Here is an 18,137-nt window from a genome sequence, read left to right on the forward strand (position 1 = left end):
CCACCTCGCACCCGCCCCGGCGCGGGCGGTGGCCTATGCCCGCGGGCGCGGTCGGCCGGCCGTCGCGGGGGGATCGACGTACACCGGCCGGCGCTCCGGCTCGGCGTGCCGGGGACGCGGCACGGGGCTGCCGCGCTCCACCGCCGACGCGGCCGGCGCCGACTCCCCCGGTCGCAGCCGCGCGGCGGCCGCGCCGCCGCCCGGCGGGGTGGCCCGGGCCGGCCGGCGCGGGCTGAGCAGCCGCATCATCGGCGTCTCGACGAAGCGGTGCAGCACCGCCGCCAGAGCCAGGTTGACCAGCAGGAAACCGAGCACCGCGCCCAGCCCCCACCAGCCGTGGAACCCGGTGCCCCAGTCGCCGGTGAGCCGGAGCACGGTCACCATCACCAGGACGTGCACCAGGTAGAAGGCGAAGGAGACCTCGCCGAGCCAGACCATCGGCCGGGACCGCCACGCCGAGGGCCGCCCGCGCACGTCGGCGTCCGCCGCCGCCGTGATGACCAGGATGTACGCCACCGCAAGCAGCGCGGCCCACAGCTCGGCGCGCACCCACTGCGCGGCGACCACCCAGATGGCCACGAAGACCAGGCTCGCCACCGGCAGGCCCGGCCCGCGCCACCGGCCGCGCCGCATCAGCTCGGCGGCGGCCACCCCCATCCAGAACTCCAGCGACCGCACGGGCGGGAAGATCTGCGTGAACCACCAGCGGCTCTCCTCGGGCACCAGCGCCTGGGCCGGCCAGAGTGCCAGGATCAGCAGCGGCACCGCGACCACGACCGTCCAGAGTGCCCACGGTCGGGCCCGGCGGACCAGCGGCAGCGCCAGCGGCAGGCAGAGGTAGAAGAAGAACTCGCAGGACAGCGACCAGCTGACGTTGTTGATGCTGTAGAAGGCGCCCGGCCGGGGGTCCCACGCCTGGAGCAGGAAGAGGTTCTCCACCGCGACGGCCCGGTCCACCGGGTCGGCGAACCAGGCCGCGACCAGCAGGGCGAGCACCCACAGCGCCACGTGGCTGGGCCAGATCTTGGCGATCCGGCGGCGCCAGAACGCCCGGCGGGAGTCGCTCGGCCGGGCCGACCAGACCAGCACGAAGCCACTGAGGATGAAGAAGAACTGCACGCCGGACAGGCCCAGGGTGAAGACCCAGTTCACCACGGCCCGGTGGTCCGGCTCGGCGATGATCCCCATCGTGCCGGCGTGGAAGCCGAAGACCAGCAGGGCGGCGACCCAGCGCAGCCCGGTCAGCGACGGCAGCCGCGAGGCGGGGGGCGCGGGTCGGGCGTCCGGCGCGACGGTCGCGGCACCCGTCATGCCGGCGGCCCGGCGGTCCGCAGGGTCACCAGCACGTGCGTCTCCTCCTCGGCCGTCGGCGGGCGGCGTCGGCGACGGCCCGCGGCGGCCTCCGGTCGGCGCCGCCCGCCGGGCACCCTACCCGCGCCCCGGGCGCGCCATACCGTTGCCGGCCGCCGGACGACGGTTCCGTCCCCCGCGCGGCGGAGTGACGCGCGTCTGTGCGCGCGCCGGCCGGTGGCCTAATATTCCGTGACCCGGAGGCGACGAAAGGCGGGGACGGATGCACCAGCGGATCCTGATGCGGGCGAAGAAGGGCCCCTTCGACGTCTACTCCCCGGAGGAGGCCCACGAGGGCAACTGGATCGGGGAGAACAACGGCAACCTCGTCTTCAGCCACGCCGCGCACAAGCTCCTGGGGACCGCCACCGCCGAGATCACGGCCACCGAGTTCAAGGTCAACCCACGCGACGCCGACATGATCAACGAGCGGTACGACGTCTACGTCGTACCGCTCGCCAACGCCTTCCGGCGCAGCTACGCGCACCGGATCGAGCTGATGACCAAGCTCGTCGAGCGGCTGAAGATCCCGGTGGTGGTGCTCGGGGTGGGCGTGCAGACCGACGTCGACGGCGACCGGGAGTACCTGCGCCCCATCGACGACGTGGTGACCCGGTTCGTCCGGGCGGTGCTCGACCGCTCGCACAGCATCGGCGTACGCGGTGAGATCACCGAGGGCTACCTGCGCGCCCTGGGCTTCTCGGCCGTCGACGTGATCGGCTGCCCGTCGATGTTCCTGCACGGCGACAGCCTGCGGGTGGAGAAGAGGAAGGCGGCGTTGGCACCGGACGACCGGGTCGCGCTCACCGTCTCGCCGTACGTGAAGTCGATGGCGAAGATCATCGCCCGGCACCACGAGCGGTACCCGAACCTGCGCTACCTGCCGCAGGACCTCAAGACGCTCGGCATTCTGCTCTACGGCGACGCCCCGCAGGACCGGGGCAAATCCAGCCCGATCCCGATCCACACCTCGCACCCGCTGTTCACCGAGGACAAGGTGCGGATGTTCGTCGACCCGTGGACCTGGATGGACTACCTCTCCGGGTTCGAGTTCGCCTTCGGCACCCGGATCCACGGCACCATCACCGCGCTGGTCGCCGGCACGCCCGGCTACCTGTTCGCGCACGACTCGCGCACCCTGGAACTCGCCCGGTACTTCGACATCCCACACCGGGTGATGAAGGACGTACCGGCCGACGTCGACGCCGCCCAGCTCTACGCGGAGGCGGACTACACGGCGCTGAACGAGGGTCACAAGGCGCGCTACGAGACGATGCTCGCCTTCCTCACCAAGCACGACCTCGGCAACGCCTTCGCCGACGGGGACAGCGCCGCCCGGTTCGACGCGCGGGTGCGGGCCACCGCCTTCCCGCCCGCCGTGCGGCCGGCCGCCGCGACCGCGACGGAGGTGCTGCTGGAGCGGATCCAGTGGTTGCGGGACCGCAACGAGGCGTTGCGGGAGGACGCGGAAACGCTCCGCGAGCAGCGCCTGGGCAACCGGGTCAAGCGGGTCGTGGGCGGTCCGGTGCGCCGGATCCTGAACCGTTAACCCCGCGCTGGGCGGCTGTTCAGGGACTTCACCTTCGCCGGCAACGTGAGGTTCCGGGGCCGGCCATCCGCGCGGTCGATGGTGTCGGCGTGGTCATTGAGCCGACGCAAGCACCGCTGCTGAGCATCGTCGTGCCCGTGTACGGCGTCGAGCCGTACCTCTACCAGTGCCTCGAGTCGATCCGCGCCGACATCCCGGCCGGCGAGGCGGACGCGGTCGAGGTGATCGCCGTGAACGACGCCTCGCCGGACCGCTGCGGGGAGATGCTGCGGTCGTACGCGGCCGGTCGGGCCGGGATCCGCACGGTGCACCTGACCGAGAACGTCGGCCTGGGCCTGGCCCGCAACGCCGGTCTCGACGTGGCCGTCGGCGCGTACGTCTGGTTCGTCGACAGCGACGACTGGCTGCCGCCGGGCACCGTCGCGGCGGTGCTGGACCGGCTGCGCCGGGACCGGCCCGACGTGCTGATGCTGGACCACCTGCGGGTGCACGAGGGCGGCCGGCGGGAGGTCGACGCGAGCAGCCACCTGCTGCGCGGGGTGTCGGGCGTGGTCCGCCTGGCCGACCGGCCCCAGCTGCTGCGGGTGCAGCACACCGCCTGGAACAAGGTGGTCCGCCGGGGGTTCATGGCCGAGCTGGGGCTGCGCTTCCACCCCGGCTGGTACGAGGACATCCCGTTCAGCCACCCGCTGCTCATCGGCGCGGAGCGGATCTCCGTGCTGGACCGGGTCTGCTACCTGTACCGGCAGGGCCGGCTCGGCGCGATCACCTCCACCCGCAGCCGGCGGCACTTCGACGCCTTCGACCAGTACGAGCGGCTCTTCGACTGGCTGGACCGGCACGCCCCGGACGACCGGCTGCGCGTCGAGCTGTTCACGCTGATGATCAGCCACTACCTGGTGGTGGCGGGCAACGACGACCGGCTGCACCCCAGGCTGCGGCGCGCGTTCTTCCGCCGGGTGGCCGAGCACTACCGCCGCTACCTGCCCGGCGCCGGCTACTCCCGCCCGGCCGGGGTGGCGGGGCTCAAGCACCGGCTGGTCGGGCGCAACAGCTACCTCGCGTACGCGACGCTGCGCCGGGCGCACCGGGCCGCGGGCCGGGTGCGGGGCGCCCGGCCGGCCGCCACCACGGAGGACGGGCGGGCGGGACAGGTCGCGGAGGCCGGGCCACCCGCGACCGGGACGGCGGCGGACCAGCCCACCGTGATGGCGAGCCGCCGATGAGCGGGCCGTCGACGACCGGGCTCCGGATGGCCGATCCCCCGGTGACGGGGTTGCTGCGGCCGGCGGACAACGGCGATCTGCACCGGATGCTGCTCTGGCGCAACCACCCGCAGGTGCGGGCGGTGAGCCTGACCAGCCACGAGATCGGCCTGGTCGAGCACACCGCCTGGTGGTCGAGGGTCCGGACCGACCCGGACCGGCGGGTGCTGGTGCACCTGCACGACGAGGTGCCGTCCGGCATCGTCACGTTCTCCGGGGTCACCTCCCCGGAGCGGGCCCTCACCTGGGGCTTCTACCTGGACATCGACGGTCTGGACGCCCGGGGGGAGCTGCTGCCGGCGTGGCTGTCGCTGGAGCGCGCCGCGATCGCGTACGCCTTCGACACCCTCGGGGCCCAGACGCTGGGCGGCGAGACGCTGGCCAGCAACGCACCGGTGCTGGCCCTGCACCGGCGCTTCGGATTTCGCGAGGTCCGGCGGTACGAGCGGGACATCGACGGCACGCCGCACCAGGTGGTGTGGACGGAGAAGAGCAGAGGAACATGACGGCGACAGTCAAGATCGGACCGCACGCGGTCGGCCCCGGCGAGCGCCCCTTCGTGGTCGCCGAGATGTCCGGCAACCACAACGGCAGCCTGGACCGGGCGCTCGCCATCGTCGACGCGGTGGCGGCCAGCGGGGCGCACGCGCTCAAGCTCCAGACGTACCGGCCCGACACCATCACCATCGACGTGGACTCCCCCGCGTTCCGCCTCTCCGACGGGCACGACCTGTGGGGCGGCGAGCGCCTCTGGCAGCTCTTCGAGCGGGCGCACACCCCGTACGAGTGGCACGCGCCGATCTTCGAGCGGGCCCGCCGGCACGGCCTCACCGTCTTCTCCTCGCCCTTCGACGCGACCGCGGTCGAGCTGCTGGAGGAGCTGGACGCGCCCGCGTACAAGATCGCCTCGTCGGAGCTGGTGGACCTGCCGCTGATCCGGCTCGTCGCGGGCACCGGCAAGCCGCTGGTCATCTCCACCGGGATGGCCACCGTCGGCGAGATCGACGCGGCCGTCCGCGCCGCCCGGGAGGGCGGCGCGGACGGCATCGTGCTGCTCGCCTGCACCGCGTCCTACCCGGCGCCACCGCAGGACAGCAACCTGCGGCGGCTGCCCGTCCTGGCCGACGCGTTCGGCCTGCCGGTGGGCCTGTCCGACCACACGCCGGGCATCGGCGTCCCGGTCGCCTCGGTGGCGTTCGGCGCCTGCCTGATCGAGAAGCACGTGACGCTGCGCCGGGCCGACGGGGGCGTCGACTCGGAGTTCTCGCTGGAGCCGGAGGAGCTGACCGCCCTCACCGTCGAGTCGGAGCGGGCCTGGGCGGCGCTGGGCGGCACCGCAATCGGGCCCACCCCGACCGAGCGGGAGGGGCTGCGGTTCCGCCGGTCCCTCTGGGTGGTCGAGGACGTCCGGGCCGGCGAGCCGGTCACCCCGGCGGTCGTGCGCTCGATCCGGCCGGCCGGCGGGCTCCCCCCGGCCGACCTCGACCGGGTGCTCGGCCGCGCCTTCACCCGCGACGTGCCGAAGGGGACGCCGCTGAGCTGGGACCTCGTCTGAGGCGACGCCGCACGCAGAAGGGCCCGGTCCGCACGGACCGGGCCCTTTCCTCGGGCGACGAGGCGGGTGCGCGGCGGGGCCGGCGCGCCGGGCGATCTCGCGGGGCGGGCCGGGGCCGGGTCAGTCGGCGACCGTGACCAGCCGGACGAACTCGCGGAGCAGGTCGTAGCCGTCCCAGACCGGCGCGAAGGTCAGCGCCGCGCCGAACGGCACGATCCGGTCGATGCCCCGGCCGCCGAGCCGCCGGGCGAGGCCCACCAGCTCGGCGCGCGTGAAACCGAAGTGGGTCAGCGTCTGGTCCCGGCGGCGCACGAACGGCGCCAGCTCCGCCAGCTCGGCCACGGTGACGAAGCCGAACGTCCCCGCGCCGAGCCACTCCCGGGGCGCCGCCGCCGGCCCGTCCAGCTCCAGGGTCGCGACGAGGTTGTCGTGGAACACCATCCGGGTCACTCCCCCGTCGGCCGCCAGCCCGTACGCGCCGACCCGCTTCTCGACGGCCATCGCCGCGTCCACGTCGAAGCCCCGCTCCCGCACGGCCACGCCGAGCAGGGCGACGAACTCGGCCCGCACGGCGTCGGCGCGGCGGGCGTCGCCGACCAGGAACACCGCCCGGGGCGACGCGCAGGCGGCCTGGTCGAACCAGTAGGCGTCGTTCGCGAAGCGGGCCACGGCGTCCCGCCGTTCGGCGAGCGGGGTGGCCTCCCAGCCGGGCACCGACAGCACCGCGTAGGACGACCGGTCGGGGAAGGTGAGGTCCCGGGCCGCGGGAGCCAGCGGGTGCCGGCGCACGGCGGTCACCGCCCGGTCGCCGCCCCAGACGACCCGCACGTCGCAGCCGGCGCTGAGTTGGGCGGTCACCGCGTCGTCGTGGCCGTACGTGACCATGCGCTGGGTCCGGGCCACGACCGGGTCGGCCGAGTCCAGGCTGTCGTTGAGCACCTCCAGGATCGCGTCGGCGGCCGCCGCCGACCGGGGCGAGATCCGGACGACGTTCGTGTTGCCGGCGAGCGCGGACAGCGCCCAGGAGTAGACGAAGATGGTGTCCACGTTGGCGGGCGGGATGTGGAACACGACGCCCCGGGGGAAGGCGAGCACGTTGTCGTCGAGCCCGGCGTGCAGCCGTTGCACCCCGCGCGCCAGTTCCCGGCGGCGCAGGAAGAAGCCGAGCGAGCCCAGCTCCGGGTGGCGGCGGGCCAGCGCCGGGGCGAGCAGCCGCCGGGAGACCGAGGTCAGGAAGTCCACGATCCGCTCGTCGCCGACGGTCAGCGGCGGGTCGACGGCCGGGGGCAGCAGGTCCTGCACCGGCACGTCGGGCCCGGCGGGGAAGCGCATCCGTACCGTCATGCCTGACCTCCGACGTAGGTGTCGCTGCAACCACGGGCCTCGGCGCGGGGCAGCCGCCCGAGGACGCTGAACCGCTTGCCCGGCCAGTGCCCGTCGTCGACCCCGTGCACCACGCCGAGGTCCTCGGTGAGCAGCACGTTGCCCGGGTACGAGGTGGGCAGGGTGCTGAGCACCTCGATCACGCCCGGGGTGCCGACCGGGGCCTCCTGCCAGGTGACCGGGTCGCGCACGATGACGTCGGCGAAGTCCGGGCAGTAGAGGGAGCCGCCGTCGGGCCCCTCCAGGAAGACCGTGCCGATCTGCTCGACCATGCCGTAGAAGTTGTGGATCCGCTCCAGGCCGGTGTCCGCGCCGAGCCGGCGGCGGAACTCGGCGTTGTCCACGGCCTGGTCGGCGAGCTTCTTCCAGCCGCCGGAGTGCACCAGGATCCCCCGGGACAGGTCGAGGCCGTGGTCCCGGGCCACCTCGTAGAGGTAGCGCCAGACCATGAAGGTGAAGCCGAAGACCAGGAACGGCGCGTCGCCGTGCCGGCCGAGGAAGTCCTTGAGCGCGGCCACGTCCGGCCGGTCGTCGGCGTCGAGCAGCCACAGGTGGTCGCGGCCGAAGTTGACCATGCCCAGCGCGCCCGCCCCACGGGCGGAGTAGGAGCGCCGGTCGCCGACCACGCCGGCCCGGTCCACCACCACCATCGGCAGCCGGCGTGGGCCCAGCACGGTGCCGAGCGTGCGGGCCAGCATCCTCGACTGGGTGGCCGCCGCCGCGCGGTCCAGGTGGATGCGGCTGACCTCGCCGGTGGTGCCGCTGGAGGTGAGCACCCGGATCACCTCGTCGTCCGGCACGCTGGCCAGCTTGCGGGTCTTGAACAGCCGGACCGGCAGCCAGGGCAGGCCGGCCAGCGTCGCGGGGTCGCCGTCCGCGCCGCCCAGGGCGTCCAGGATGCGGGCGTACGGCGGGCAGTGCCGCCGGTGGTGGGCCAGCAGCCCGACCAGTTCGTCGCGGAGCCGTTCCTCCTTCTCCGGCTGGGTGAGCGTGAACACGTCGGTCAGCACTGTGCCTCCAGCGCGCGGTAGTCGGGCTTGCCCGTCGGGGTCAGCGGCAGGGCGTCCACGCCGCGCACCTGGACGCCGGACGAGTGGGTGCCCAGTGCCTGCGCCACCTCGGCGCGGATCCGGGCCAGCCGGTCGGCGTCGGCGCCCTCGGCCACCACCACCAGCCGGTCCGCGCCCGCGATCGCCGCGACCGGGCCGTGGTGGCCGAGGGAGCGTTCCACGTCGTCGAGGTTGACCCGGACGCCGAAGACCTTGGCGATCCGCTTGAGCCGGCCGGTGACGTGCAGGAAACCGTCGGCGTCCAACCGGCCCAGGTCGCCGGTGGCGAGCACGCCGCCCAGCTCGTCCGGGCGGGCCAGGTCGGCCGCGGTCTCGGCGTAGCCCATCATCACGTTGGGTCCCCGGTAGACGATCTCGCCGGTCCGGGCCGGTGCGGTCGTCTCCGTGCCGTCGTCGGTGCGGACGGACAGCGCCCCGCCGGGCACCGGCAGCCCCACCGAGCCGAGCTTCTCCGGCAGCCGGTCGGGTGGCAGCACCGTCATCCGGGCGGTCGCCTCCGTCTGCCCGTACATGACGAAGAGGCGGCCCGCCACGCCGGCCATCCGGCCGTGGAAGTCGGCCACCAGCTCCGGGTGCAGCCGGCCGCCGGCCTGCGTGAGCGTACGCAGCCGCTCGTGCCGGGCCGGCGCGAAGCGCAGCCGGCGCAGCATCTCGTACTGGTAGGGCACGGCGGCCAGGGAGGTGACCCGGTGCCGGTCGACGGCCGTCCAGAACTCGCGGGAGGTGAGTCCGGAGCGCTCCAGCAGCACGGTGGCGCCGGCGTACAGGTGGCTGGTGAGCACCGACAGCCCGTACGTGTAGTGCAGCGGCAGGGTGGTGGGCGCCACCTCGTCCCCGTCGATGCCCAGCGCGGCGGCGATCGCCGCCGCGTTGGCCCGCACCGCCGCGCGGGAGAGCCGGACGAGCTTCGGGTTGCCCGTCGAGCCGGAGGTCGTGAGCAGCAGCGCCAGGTCGGGGTGGGGCGCGGGGCCGGCGGGCCCGGTGCGCCGCCAGGCCGGGCCGAGGCCGACCGGGCCCGGCTCGTAGCCGTCGACGGGCTCCGGGCCGGTGAGCAGCACGGCGGGGCGGAACCGGTCGACCAGCCCGCGCAGCGTGGCGGGCGCGACCTGCGGGTCGAGCAGCGCCACCGGGCGGCCGGCCTGCCAGGCCGCGAGGATCCGCAGCACCGCGTCGATCTCGGCGGGAGCGGCGGCGAACACCACGCCCGGCGGTTCCCGGTCGAGCAGCGCGGCGAGGTCGGCGATCCGGGTGGCGAGTTCCGCGCCACCGACCTGCCGGCCCGTCGCCGCGTCCACCAGCCGCGCGTCGGGATGCACCAGGCCGGTCACGGGGTCAGCCCGCCGTCCACGCCGACCACCTGGCCGGTGACGAAGGCGGCGGCCGGGGAGAGCAGGAAGGCGACCACCTCGGCGACCTCCTCCGGCTCGCCGAGCCGGCGCAGCGGGGTGGCCTCCGCGCGGGCGCGCCGGCCCGGCTCGTCGAGGTCGGCCAGCAGGTCGGTGCGGATGAAGCCCGGGGCGACCGCGTTCACCCGGATCCCGGCCGGTCCGAGTTCCTTGGCGGCGGCCCGGGTGAGCCCTTCGACGGCGGCCTTGCTGGCCGCGTAGACGGTCTGGCCGGCGGCGCCGGCCGAGCCGACCAGCGACGCGGTGAGCACCACGGCCGGCCGGTCGCCCCGGCGCAGCAGGCGGGCCCCCTGTTGCAGGGTGTGGGCGGCGCCGGCCGCGTTGACCGCGAACAGCCGGGTCACCGTCTCGTCCGGCACCGCGCCCAGCAGCCCCGCCTCGTGCACCCCGGCGTTGACCACCAGGGCGTCCAGGCCGCGCCACCGCGCGAAGACGGTGCGCATCGCCGCGCGGACCTGGTCCGGCTCCGCCACGTCGCCGTGCACCGCCAGGTGCGGCCCGCCGGGCAGGCCGGCGGCCACCTCGTCGGCGGAGCCGGGCAGCCGGCCGTGCACCGCGACCGCGCAGCCCCGCGCGGCGAGCAGCCGGGCGACGGCCCGGCCGATGCCCCGGGTCGACCCGGTGACGAGGACCCGGCGGGCGGGCGCGGTCCGGCCGGCGGCCGGCCCGGACGCGGCGGTGTCAGTCGGTGAGGACGACACCGTGCTTCTCCAGGATCTGCCGCGCGCGGTCGAAGGAACTGAGGTCGATCACTTCGTCGGTGTCCAGCATGACGCCGAACTCGTCCTCGACGGCGGCCACCAGGGACATGTGCGCGAGCGAGTCCCATTTCTCGATTCCGCGATATTCGAGACCGTCCACATCGGCGTCGCCGGACAGTTCCAATGCCGTGCGGAAGACGACTCTCAGTCGCTCAAGTTCCACCGCGATTTCCTCCGTAACTGGTCCGCACGCCTCGACGTGCGGGCCGAGTGTAGCCGAGGCCAGAGGGCCTTCAAGCTGGCCCTGAGCAGGCGAAAAGTGTTTGCCTGCAAGGCGTTTCGCATTCACTCCAGGCGCGGCGACAGTTCACCGAGGGGCGTGGAGGTGTTAACCCGCCCGGTCTAGCGTCTCGATCCGGCCGGCCGGGCAGGGTGGCCGCGGAATCGACCACGACCATGGGAGCACCAATTGAGCGAGTTGAATGGGTCTTCCATTCTGATCACCGGTGGAACGGGCTCCTTCGGCAGGACGTTCCTCCGGCACGTCCTCACCGAGGCCGACCCGGCCCGGGTGGTGGTCTTCTCCCGCGACGAGCTCAAGCAGTACGAGCTGCGCCAGCTGCTCGGCGACGACCCGCGACTGCGCTGGTTCATCGGTGACGTCCGGGACCGGCACCGGCTGACCCGCGCGATGCACGGCGTCGACCACGTGGTGCACGCCGCCGCGCTCAAGCAGGTGGACACCGCCGAGTACAACCCGTCGGAGTTCATCGCCACCAACATCACCGGCTCCCAGCACGTCGTGGACGCCGCCATCGAGGCCGGCGTGAAGAAGGTCATCGCGCTCTCCACCGACAAGGCGTCCAGCCCGATCAACCTGTACGGCGCGACGAAGCTGGTCGGCGACAAGCTGTTCATCTCGGCCAACCACTACGCCGCGCAGCACCCGACCCGGTTCGCGGTCGTCCGCTACGGCAACGTCGTCGGCAGCCGCGGCTCGGTCGTCCCGCTGTTCCGCCGGCTGGCCGCCGAGGGCAAGAGCCTGCCGGTCACCGACAAGCGGATGACCCGGTTCTGGATCACCCTGGACCAGGCGGTCCAGTTCGTCATGGACTCGTTCGACCAGATGCAGGGCGGCGAGCTGTTCGTCCCGCGGATCCCGAGCATGCGCATCCTCGACCTCGTCGAGGCGGTCGCCCCGGACGCCACCACGCACGAGGTCGGCATCCGCCCCGGCGAGAAGCTGCACGAGGAGATGATCGCGCCGGACGACAGCCGCCGGACCCTGCGCGCGAAGGACCGGTTCATCGTGCAGCCGACCATCGCCACCTGGGGCTACCAGCCGCCGGTCGGCTGCGAGCCGGTGCCGGACGGGTTCGCGTACCAGTCGGACAGCAACGACGAGTGGCTCAGCGTCCAGCGGCTGCGCGACATGCTGGGCGTCACCGCATGACGGGGCTGCTCCCGTACGGCCGGCAGTCGGTGACCGACGACGACGTCGCCGCCGTGGTCGCCGCCCTGCGCAGCGACTGGCTCACCACCGGTCCGCAGGTCGACGCGTTCGAGGCGGACCTGGCGGGGTGGACCGGCGGGGCGGGCTGCGCGGCGGTCTCCAACGGCACCGCGGCGCTGCACGTGGCGTACGCGGCGGCCGGGGTCGGTCCCGGCGACGAGGTGATCGTGCCGCCGATGACGTTCGTGGCGACCGCCAGCAGCGCGGTCGCCCTCGGCGCGAAGATCGTCTTCGCCGACGTGGAGGACGACACCTTCACCCTCGACCCGGCGGCGGTCGCGGCGGCGACGACCAGCCGGACCCGGGTGGTGTCCGCGGTCGACTACGCCGGCCACCCGGCCGACTACGACGCGCTGCGCGCCGCGACGGCCGGCACGGACGCGCTGCTGCTCGCCGACGCCGCGCACTCGATCGGCGCCACCTACCGGGGGCGGCCGGTCGGCTCGCTGGCCGACCTGACGACGTTCTCGTTCTTCCCGACGAAGAACCTCACCACCGCCGAGGGCGGCGCGGTCGCCACCACGGACCCGCACCTGCTGAAGCGGGCCCGCCGGTTCCGCAACATCGGCCTGGTCCGCGAGCGCGACGAGCAGCGCTGGCCGGACGAGGGCGGCTGGCACCAGGAGGTGCACGAGTTCGGGCTGAACTACCGGCTGCCGGACGTGCTCTGCGCGCTCGGCCGCAGCCAACTGCGCCGGCTCGGCGACTTCCTGGCCCGCCGGGCCCGGCTGGTCGCCCGCTACGACGAGGCGCTGGCCGACCTGCCCGGCGTGCTGACCCCGGGTCGGCGCTCCTGGGCCTCCCCCGCGTGGCACCTCTACCCGGTCCGGGTGCTCGACGGGCGGCGCCGCGAGGTGTACGACCGGATGCGCGCCGCCGGCATCGGGGTGCAGGTGAACTACATCCCCGTGCACTGGCACCCGGCCTTCGCCGACCTGGGCTACCGGCGCGGATCCTGCCCGGTGGCCGAGTCGTTCTACGAACAGCAGCTGTCCCTGCCGCTCTTCCCGGACCTCACCGAGGCCGACCAGGACCGGGTCGTCGACGCCCTCGGCGCGGCGCTGCGCACCGCCACGGCGCGATCCGCCGCCTGAGGGGACCTGATGCACCACGCGAACCACTTCTACGGCCACGCCCACGTGCTGGCCCGCTACGCGGGCCTGGGCGACGGCCACCCGCCGCGCATCAACGGGTACGTCCAGCACGGCTGGAACATCGGCGACGGCCTCGCCCCCGGCCACCCGTACGCCGAGCGGACGCCGAGCCTGCTCTGGTCGGAGCAGACCCGGCGGCGGGCCTGGTCGGTGGGGCGGCGCAACGTCACCGTCATCGGCGCGCCCTTCACCTACCTGCTGGCGATGCGGCCCGAGGACCCGCCGGAGTCGGAGCGGGCGGGGACCATCTGGTACCCGTTCCACGGCTGGGAGGGCCAGCACGTGCGCGGCGACCACCGGGAGCTGATCGCCCGCATCCGGGACACCGAGCCCGGCCCGGTCACCGTCTGCCTCTACTGGCACGAGTACGGCATGCGCCGGGTGCGCCGGCTCTACGAGAACGCCGGCTTCCGGGTCATCTGCCACGGCTACCGCGGCCACTGGTGGAAGGACACCGACCCGCTCTTCCTCGACAAGCAGCTCACCGAGCTGCGCCGGCACCGCCGGGTGGCGTCGAACCGGCTGACCAGCGCCATCTTCTACGGCATCGCCGCCGGCTGCGAGCCGGCCGTCTACGGCGACCCGATGGTGCTCGCCGACGAGGACCCCACCTTCGGCGGGACCGCCCGGATCCGCCGCCAGTGGCCGGAGCTGCACGGCGAGCAGGTGGACCTGCCCACCGCCGTGGAGATCGCCCGCGCCGAGCTGGGCACCGACCACCGCTGCACGCCGGCCGAGCTGCGCGAGCTGCTCGGGTGGGCGAACCTCCAGGAGGAGACGAGTTGACGACTGAGACGGCGCCCCGGATCGCGCTGCCGGGCGGGGAGATGCTGGCCTGGTCCGACCTGCCGGAGGAGCGCCTGGCCGACGGCGGGCCGCTGGCGGCGCTGGCCGCCCACGTCGTGCCCGCCGGCGCCCGGGTGCTGCTGGCCGGGCCGCACGACCCCGCGCTGCTCGACCGGCTGGCGCACGCCGAGGTGACCTGCCTGCTGCGCAGCCACCCCGACGGGGTCGCCCTCGCCGACCGCGCCGCGCACGTCGTGGTCGCCGGCCCGGCCGGCCTGCCGGCGGATGAGCGGTTCGACGTGGTGATCGCGGGCGCCGGCCTGGACGCGGTCGAGTCGGTGGAGGGGACGCGGTTCGGCTGGGCCGGCGTGCTGGACCGGTTGGCGGCGGCGGTGCGCCCCGGCGGCGCGCTGCTGCTGCGCCTGGACAACCCGCTCGGTCTGCACCGGCTCGTCGCCACCTCCCCGTGGTACGCCCGGCGCGACGACGCCGCCTGGACGATCGGCGGGGTGCTCGACGCGGACCGCCCGGCCAACCTGGCGCAGTTGAGCGACCGGCTGGCGGCCGTGGGGCTGCGCGCCGAGGCGTCCTTCGCCGCGTACCCGCACCCGGCGGCGCCGACCGCGCTGCTCGACACCGGCGCGCTGAGTCGGCGGACCACCTCCGGGTTCCTCGACGCGGCGCTGCACGGGGCGTGCTCCGGCGCCGCCGCCCGGGACACCGTGCTCCAGGATCCGGCCCGGCTCGCGGTTGACGCGCTGCACGCCGGCCGGGCCGGCGAGCTGGCGCCGGCCTGGCTGGTGCTCGCCCACAGGGCCGCCGGCCCGGCCGGGGCGGACCCGGCCGGCGCGGACCCGGCGGCCCGAGGGCACGCCGACCTGCCCGTGGCGCTGGTGCAGACCGGGCCGCCCGGAGCCGGCGTCGTCGAGGTGGTCGACGGCCCGGACGGCTGGCGGTGGCGGGCCGCCGCAGCGGAGAGCCGGGGCGCGCCGGCGGCGCCGTTCGCCAGCCGGCTGGCCGCGTACCGGGACCCGGGGGCGCTCGCCGGGCCGGTGCCGGACGGGCGGCTGCTGCGCACCCTGCTGCTCGACGGCTGCCTGCGGCGGGACACCGACACGCTGCGCCGGCTGCTGCGCGGGTACGCCCGCTGGCTCGCCGGGCAGGTCGACGCCGACGGCCGGCTCGCCGGCGCGGTCGGACTGGCCACCGTGGACAACGTCGTCGTGGCCGGGGACGCCTTCGCGGTGCTCGACCCGAGCTGGCGGGCCGCCGAGCCGCTCGCCGTCGACGTGGTGCTCGCCCGGGGCCTGTGGCGCTTCGCCGCCGAACTGCTCACCGGCGGGTACGCCCACCCGTGGACCTCCACGCTGGACGTGGCGGGCCTGACCGTGGTGCTGGGCGGGGTCGCCGGCCACGACCTGGACCGGCCGACCGTCGCGGCGGCCGTGGAGGCCGAGGCGGCGATCGCCGCCGCGCTGCACGGGCTGGACGCCGACGGGCGGGTCGCCCTCGCCACCGAGCTGCGCGCCGTCGAGCCGACCGGCCCGCCGCTGGGCAGTCGCAGCTACCAGCAGCTACGGGAGGCGTGGCTGCGCCAGCGCGAGGAGCTGGCCCGGCTGGCCGCGCTGCTGAAGTGGACCGAGGAGCTGCTCACCTCGCGGGAGCGGGCGCTGCGCCGCGCCGACGCGACCATCAACCTGCTCAGCGGCTCGCTGAGCTACCGGGTGGGCCGGCTGGCGATCGCCCCGGCGCGGATCGCGAAGCGGGGCGCCCGGGCGGCCAAGCGCCGGGCCCGGCAGGCCCTCGCCCCGAATTCCGAGGAGAAGCGGTGACCGACGCACCGGGCGCCGACAGCCCGACGGCACCCGACCGGACCGGCACCGGCCCCCGGCCGGCGGGCGCGACCGACACGGGCCACCGAGCTGCGGACGCGACCGGAGCCGGCCCCCGGATTGTCGGCGTCGTGCAGGCGCGGATGGGCTCGTCCCGGCTGCCCGGCAAGGTACTGCGACCGCTCGCCGGGCGCAGCGTCCTCGGCCGGGTGGTACGGGCCGCGCGGGAGAGCGGCGTCCCCGCCGACCTCGTGGTCGCCACCAGCACCGAGCCCGCCGACGACGCCGTGGTGGCCGAGTGCGACCGGCTGGGCGTGCCGTGGCACCGGGGCCCCGTCGACGACGTGCTCACCCGCTTCGTCGGCGCGCTGGACGCCCACCCCGGCGACGCCGTGATGCGCTTCACCGCCGACTGCCCGCTGCTCGACCCCGAGATCATCGCCCTGGTCGCGGCCGTCTGGCGCGCGGTACCGGGCCTCGACTACGCCAGCACGTCCATCGCCCGCACCCTCCCCCGGGGCCTGGACGTCGAGATCATCCGGGCGGACACGCTGCGGACGCTGGACCGGCTCGCCACCGACCACCACCGGGTGCACGTGACCTCGTACGCGTACTCCCGTCCGGAGCTGTTCCGGGTGCTCGGGGTGACGCTCACCCCGGACCGCTCGGACCTGCGGCTCACCCTCGACACCGAGGCCGACTGGACCCTGGTGCGGGCGGTGACCGACCATTTCGGGGACGTCAGCGTCCCGCTGGCCAAGCTCGCCGACTGGCTCGACGGGCAACCGGCGCTGCGCGCCGTCAACGCCGACGTACGACAGAAGCGGCTGGAGGAGTCCTGAGCACCGTACGCGTCGGACTGCGCTGCGACGCCGGGCCCCGGCGGGGCGTCGGGCACCTCGTCCGCTGCCTCGCCCTCGGCGAGGAGTTCCTCGCCCGGGGCGCCCAGGTCGAGGTGTTCGGCACCGTCGAGCGGGTCGGCTGGGCGGGCGCGCAACTGGCCGCCCGCGGCATCCCGCTGCACCCCGGCCCGGAGATCCCCGGGGAGCTGGTGGAGACCGCGCGCCGACACGCGCTGGACGTGATGGTGCTCGACTCCTACGAGCTGGACCCGGCCGCGGCGGGCGCGCTGCGCGAGGCGGGCGTGCTGACCCTGGCCGTCGTCGACGGGGACACCCGGGGGCAGGACGCCGACCTCTACCTGGACCAGAACTTCGGCGCGTCGACCCCCGCGCCGGCCGGCCGGCTGCTCGCCGGCAGCGCGTACGCCATGCTGCGGGACTCGGTGGTGGCCGCCCGGCCGGCCGCGCCCCGGCCCGCGACGGCGGCCGGCCGACCCCGGGTGCTGGCGTTCTTCGGCGGCACCGACGCGGTCGGCGCGGCCCCGGTGCTGACCCGGGTGCTGCTGGCGACCGGGCACCCGATGGACCTCACCGTCGTGGTCGGCCGCCCCGAAATGGAGGCGGAACTGGCGGCGGTGCCGCCGGGGCGGGGGCAGTCGCTGTGCCCGGTGCCGCCCACCGACGAGCTGCCCGCGCTGATCGGCGCGGCGGACCTGGTGGTCAGCGCGGCCGGCACCTCGACCTGGGAGCTGTGCTGCCTCGGCGCGCCGTCCGCGCTGGTCTGCGTGGTGGACAACCAGCGCGAGTCGTACCACCGGGTGGTCCAGGCCGGCCTGGTCGCCGGCCTCGGCGAGCTGCCGGAGCTGACCGCCCCCGGGATGCCGGGCCGGGCGGCGCGGGCCGCAGCCGCCCGCACCCTCACCGGGCTGCTCGCCGCCCCGGAGCGCCGCGCCGCACTCTCCGCCCGCGCCTGGTCCACAGTGGACGGCCTGGGCCGGGGCCGGGTGGCCGACGCGGTACTGGCCGCCCTCGCCGCCGCGACGGCCTGATCCGCCGGGCTCAGACGAGGCGTCGGATGCGCACCTTGGGCTGCTCGTTCCTCAGGTGACCCAGCTTGTGCTGGCGCACCTGTTCGTCCCAGACCTCCTGGTCGTAGTCCGGGTCCGGGGGGATCCACCGGTGTGAGCCGTCGCTGTAGTGGAACTTCTCGTCGCCGGGCCGCAGGATGCTCACCGGATCCACCCGAGGAAGCGCCGGTGCAGGGTGCCGGCCGGCGCCCAGGTCAGATCCTCGGCGGCGCGGACGAACTGCGCTCCCATGTACAGCGCCAGTGACATCGGAGCGCCCACGAACTCCGTCTGCAACTCCTGACGGCGGGTCCGGCAGGGCCAGGGTGCGCCACACCCGCCGCAGCTCCAGACCGGCAGCACCGGGCCGTGGGCGGTCATGCTCCGTCCCGCAGCCGCTCAGCCTGGTCGAGCAACCGCCGCCGCGCGGCCTCCTGCTCGGCGGCCTGGTGGCGCTGGCCGACGCCCGACGGCGGGCGCGAGTCCGGCCGCCGTAGCAGCCACCGCACGATTCCACGCAGCTCGGACCACGTCGCCACAGGTTCCGCCTTCCTCTGTTCGGGGAGGGAAGGGCGGCGACGGCAGCGCGGACGTCAGGTGCCGCGCCAGGGTCGTCACCGCCGCCACCCGGCGGACGCGACCGGCCACGCACGCGTTTGCTGCC

At 75.0% G+C, this 18,137-nt stretch carries 18 protein-coding genes; 10 read left to right on the plus strand and 8 right to left on the minus strand.

Annotated elements, in window-relative coordinates; genetic code table 11:
* Positions 1–33: 33 nt before the first annotated feature.
* Positions 34–1,311, minus strand: a complete 1,278-nt coding sequence (locus ACGF7U_RS24235; protein WP_393110227.1) for an acyltransferase family protein — start codon at positions 1,309–1,311, stop codon at positions 34–36.
* A 262-nt stretch (positions 1,312–1,573) separates the two neighbouring features.
* Between ACGF7U_RS24235 and ACGF7U_RS24240 the strand changes: the two genes are divergently transcribed.
* The 4 genes from ACGF7U_RS24240 to pseI all read left to right on the plus strand — a co-directional run bounded on the left by ACGF7U_RS24240 (position 1,574) and on the right by pseI (position 5,719).
* Positions 1,574–2,899: a polysaccharide pyruvyl transferase family protein gene (locus ACGF7U_RS24240; RefSeq protein ID WP_393110229.1), complete on the plus strand. Its 1,326-nt coding sequence runs from the start codon at positions 1,574–1,576 to the stop codon at positions 2,897–2,899.
* Positions 2,900–2,988: 89 nt separating this feature from the next.
* Complete coding sequence (locus ACGF7U_RS24245; protein WP_393110231.1) at positions 2,989–4,125, plus strand: glycosyltransferase family 2 protein; 1,137 nt, start codon at positions 2,989–2,991, stop codon at positions 4,123–4,125.
* Between the two features lie 41 nt (positions 4,126–4,166).
* Positions 4,167–4,670, plus strand: coding sequence for a GNAT family N-acetyltransferase (locus tag ACGF7U_RS24250; RefSeq protein ID WP_393110291.1), 504 nt, complete (start codon positions 4,167–4,169; stop codon positions 4,668–4,670).
* Positions 4,667–5,719 (plus strand): pseudaminic acid synthase, encoded by a 1,053-nt coding sequence (gene pseI / locus ACGF7U_RS24255; RefSeq protein WP_393110233.1) that lies wholly within the window; start codon positions 4,667–4,669, stop codon positions 5,717–5,719. Before ACGF7U_RS24250 ends, pseI begins: the two co-directional genes overlap by 4 nt.
* A gap of 120 nt (positions 5,720–5,839) precedes the next feature.
* Here the strand turns inward: pseI and ACGF7U_RS24260 are convergent, their stop codons facing one another.
* From ACGF7U_RS24260 to ACGF7U_RS24280, 5 genes are read right to left on the minus strand one after another with little or no spacing between them, the layout of a single operon-like run.
* Positions 5,840–7,063 (minus strand): acyl-CoA reductase, encoded by a 1,224-nt coding sequence (locus ACGF7U_RS24260; protein ID WP_393110235.1) that lies wholly within the window; start codon positions 7,061–7,063, stop codon positions 5,840–5,842.
* Complete coding sequence (locus tag ACGF7U_RS24265) at positions 7,060–8,112, minus strand: acyl-protein synthetase (protein ID WP_393110237.1); 1,053 nt, start codon at positions 8,110–8,112, stop codon at positions 7,060–7,062. Before ACGF7U_RS24265 ends, ACGF7U_RS24260 begins: the two co-directional genes overlap by 4 nt.
* On the minus strand, positions 8,106–9,500 hold the full coding sequence (locus ACGF7U_RS24270) for an AMP-binding protein (RefSeq protein WP_393110239.1): 1,395 nt from the start codon (positions 9,498–9,500) through the stop codon (positions 8,106–8,108). The genes ACGF7U_RS24265 and ACGF7U_RS24270 overlap by 7 nt, the downstream gene beginning before the upstream one ends.
* Entirely contained in the window at positions 9,497–10,279 is a 783-nt protein-coding gene (locus ACGF7U_RS24275; RefSeq protein WP_393110241.1) for an SDR family NAD(P)-dependent oxidoreductase, read from the minus strand. The genes ACGF7U_RS24270 and ACGF7U_RS24275 overlap by 4 nt, the downstream gene beginning before the upstream one ends.
* Positions 10,260–10,502, minus strand: coding sequence for an acyl carrier protein (locus ACGF7U_RS24280; protein ID WP_393110243.1), 243 nt, complete (start codon positions 10,500–10,502; stop codon positions 10,260–10,262). Before ACGF7U_RS24280 ends, ACGF7U_RS24275 begins: the two co-directional genes overlap by 20 nt.
* Before the next feature lie 246 nt (positions 10,503–10,748).
* Between ACGF7U_RS24280 and pseB the strand changes: the two genes are divergently transcribed.
* The 6 genes from pseB (at position 10,749) to ACGF7U_RS24310 (ending at position 17,455) form a co-directional block, all read left to right on the plus strand.
* The gene (gene pseB, locus ACGF7U_RS24285) at positions 10,749–11,732 is read left to right on the plus strand and encodes a UDP-N-acetylglucosamine 4,6-dehydratase (inverting) (RefSeq protein WP_393110245.1); all 984 of its coding nucleotides are present in this window, start codon (positions 10,749–10,751) and stop codon (positions 11,730–11,732) included.
* The gene (locus tag ACGF7U_RS24290) at positions 11,729–12,886 is read left to right on the plus strand and encodes a DegT/DnrJ/EryC1/StrS family aminotransferase (RefSeq protein WP_393110247.1); all 1,158 of its coding nucleotides are present in this window, start codon (positions 11,729–11,731) and stop codon (positions 12,884–12,886) included. The genes pseB and ACGF7U_RS24290 overlap by 4 nt, the downstream gene beginning before the upstream one ends.
* 9 nt (positions 12,887–12,895) lie before the next feature.
* A complete protein-coding gene (locus tag ACGF7U_RS24295; protein ID WP_393110249.1) occupies positions 12,896–13,732 on the plus strand; it encodes a hypothetical protein in 837 nt (278 codons plus the stop codon).
* Positions 13,729–15,564 (plus strand): class I SAM-dependent methyltransferase, encoded by a 1,836-nt coding sequence (locus tag ACGF7U_RS24300; protein WP_393110251.1) that lies wholly within the window; start codon positions 13,729–13,731, stop codon positions 15,562–15,564. Before ACGF7U_RS24295 ends, ACGF7U_RS24300 begins: the two co-directional genes overlap by 4 nt.
* 119 nt (positions 15,565–15,683) lie before the next feature.
* Positions 15,684–16,406 carry a cytidylyltransferase domain-containing protein gene (locus ACGF7U_RS24305; RefSeq protein WP_393110293.1) on the plus strand — a complete coding sequence of 241 codons (723 nt, stop codon included), beginning with the start codon at positions 15,684–15,686 and terminating at the stop codon, positions 16,404–16,406.
* A complete protein-coding gene (locus ACGF7U_RS24310) occupies positions 16,403–17,455 on the plus strand; it encodes a PseG/SpsG family protein (RefSeq protein ID WP_393110295.1) in 1,053 nt (350 codons plus the stop codon). Before ACGF7U_RS24305 ends, ACGF7U_RS24310 begins: the two co-directional genes overlap by 4 nt.
* Positions 17,456–17,465: 10 nt before the next feature.
* On the opposite strand, the gene ACGF7U_RS24315 is transcribed toward ACGF7U_RS24310, so the two are convergent.
* Positions 17,466–17,639 carry a hypothetical protein gene (locus ACGF7U_RS24315; protein WP_393110253.1) on the minus strand — a complete coding sequence of 58 codons (174 nt, stop codon included), beginning with the start codon at positions 17,637–17,639 and terminating at the stop codon, positions 17,466–17,468.
* A 211-nt stretch (positions 17,640–17,850) separates the two neighbouring features.
* Entirely contained in the window at positions 17,851–18,012 is a 162-nt protein-coding gene (locus tag ACGF7U_RS24320; protein ID WP_393110301.1) for a hypothetical protein, read from the minus strand.
* Positions 18,013–18,137 lie beyond the last annotated feature (125 nt).

This window comes from Micromonospora sp. NPDC047670 (genome assembly GCF_043204915.1).
Classification (GTDB): domain Bacteria; phylum Actinomycetota; class Actinomycetes; order Mycobacteriales; family Micromonosporaceae; genus Micromonospora.

Bases quoted from the DNA above. Each gene is read 5' to 3' on its own strand.
- pseI (WP_393110233.1), top strand. From the start codon at position 4,667: ATGACGGCGACAGTCAAGATCGGACCGCACGCGGTCGGCCCCGGCGAG.
- ACGF7U_RS24235 (WP_393110227.1), bottom strand. From the start codon at position 1,311: ATGACGGGTGCCGCGACCGTCGCGCCGGACGCCCGACCCGCGCCCCCC.
- ACGF7U_RS24290 (WP_393110247.1), top strand. From the start codon at position 11,729: ATGACGGGGCTGCTCCCGTACGGCCGGCAGTCGGTGACCGACGACGAC.
- ACGF7U_RS24295 (WP_393110249.1), top strand. From the start codon at position 12,896: ATGCACCACGCGAACCACTTCTACGGCCACGCCCACGTGCTGGCCCGC.
- ACGF7U_RS24260 (WP_393110235.1), bottom strand. From the start codon at position 7,063: ATGACGGTACGGATGCGCTTCCCCGCCGGGCCCGACGTGCCGGTGCAG.
- ACGF7U_RS24240 (WP_393110229.1), top strand. From the start codon at position 1,574: ATGCACCAGCGGATCCTGATGCGGGCGAAGAAGGGCCCCTTCGACGTC.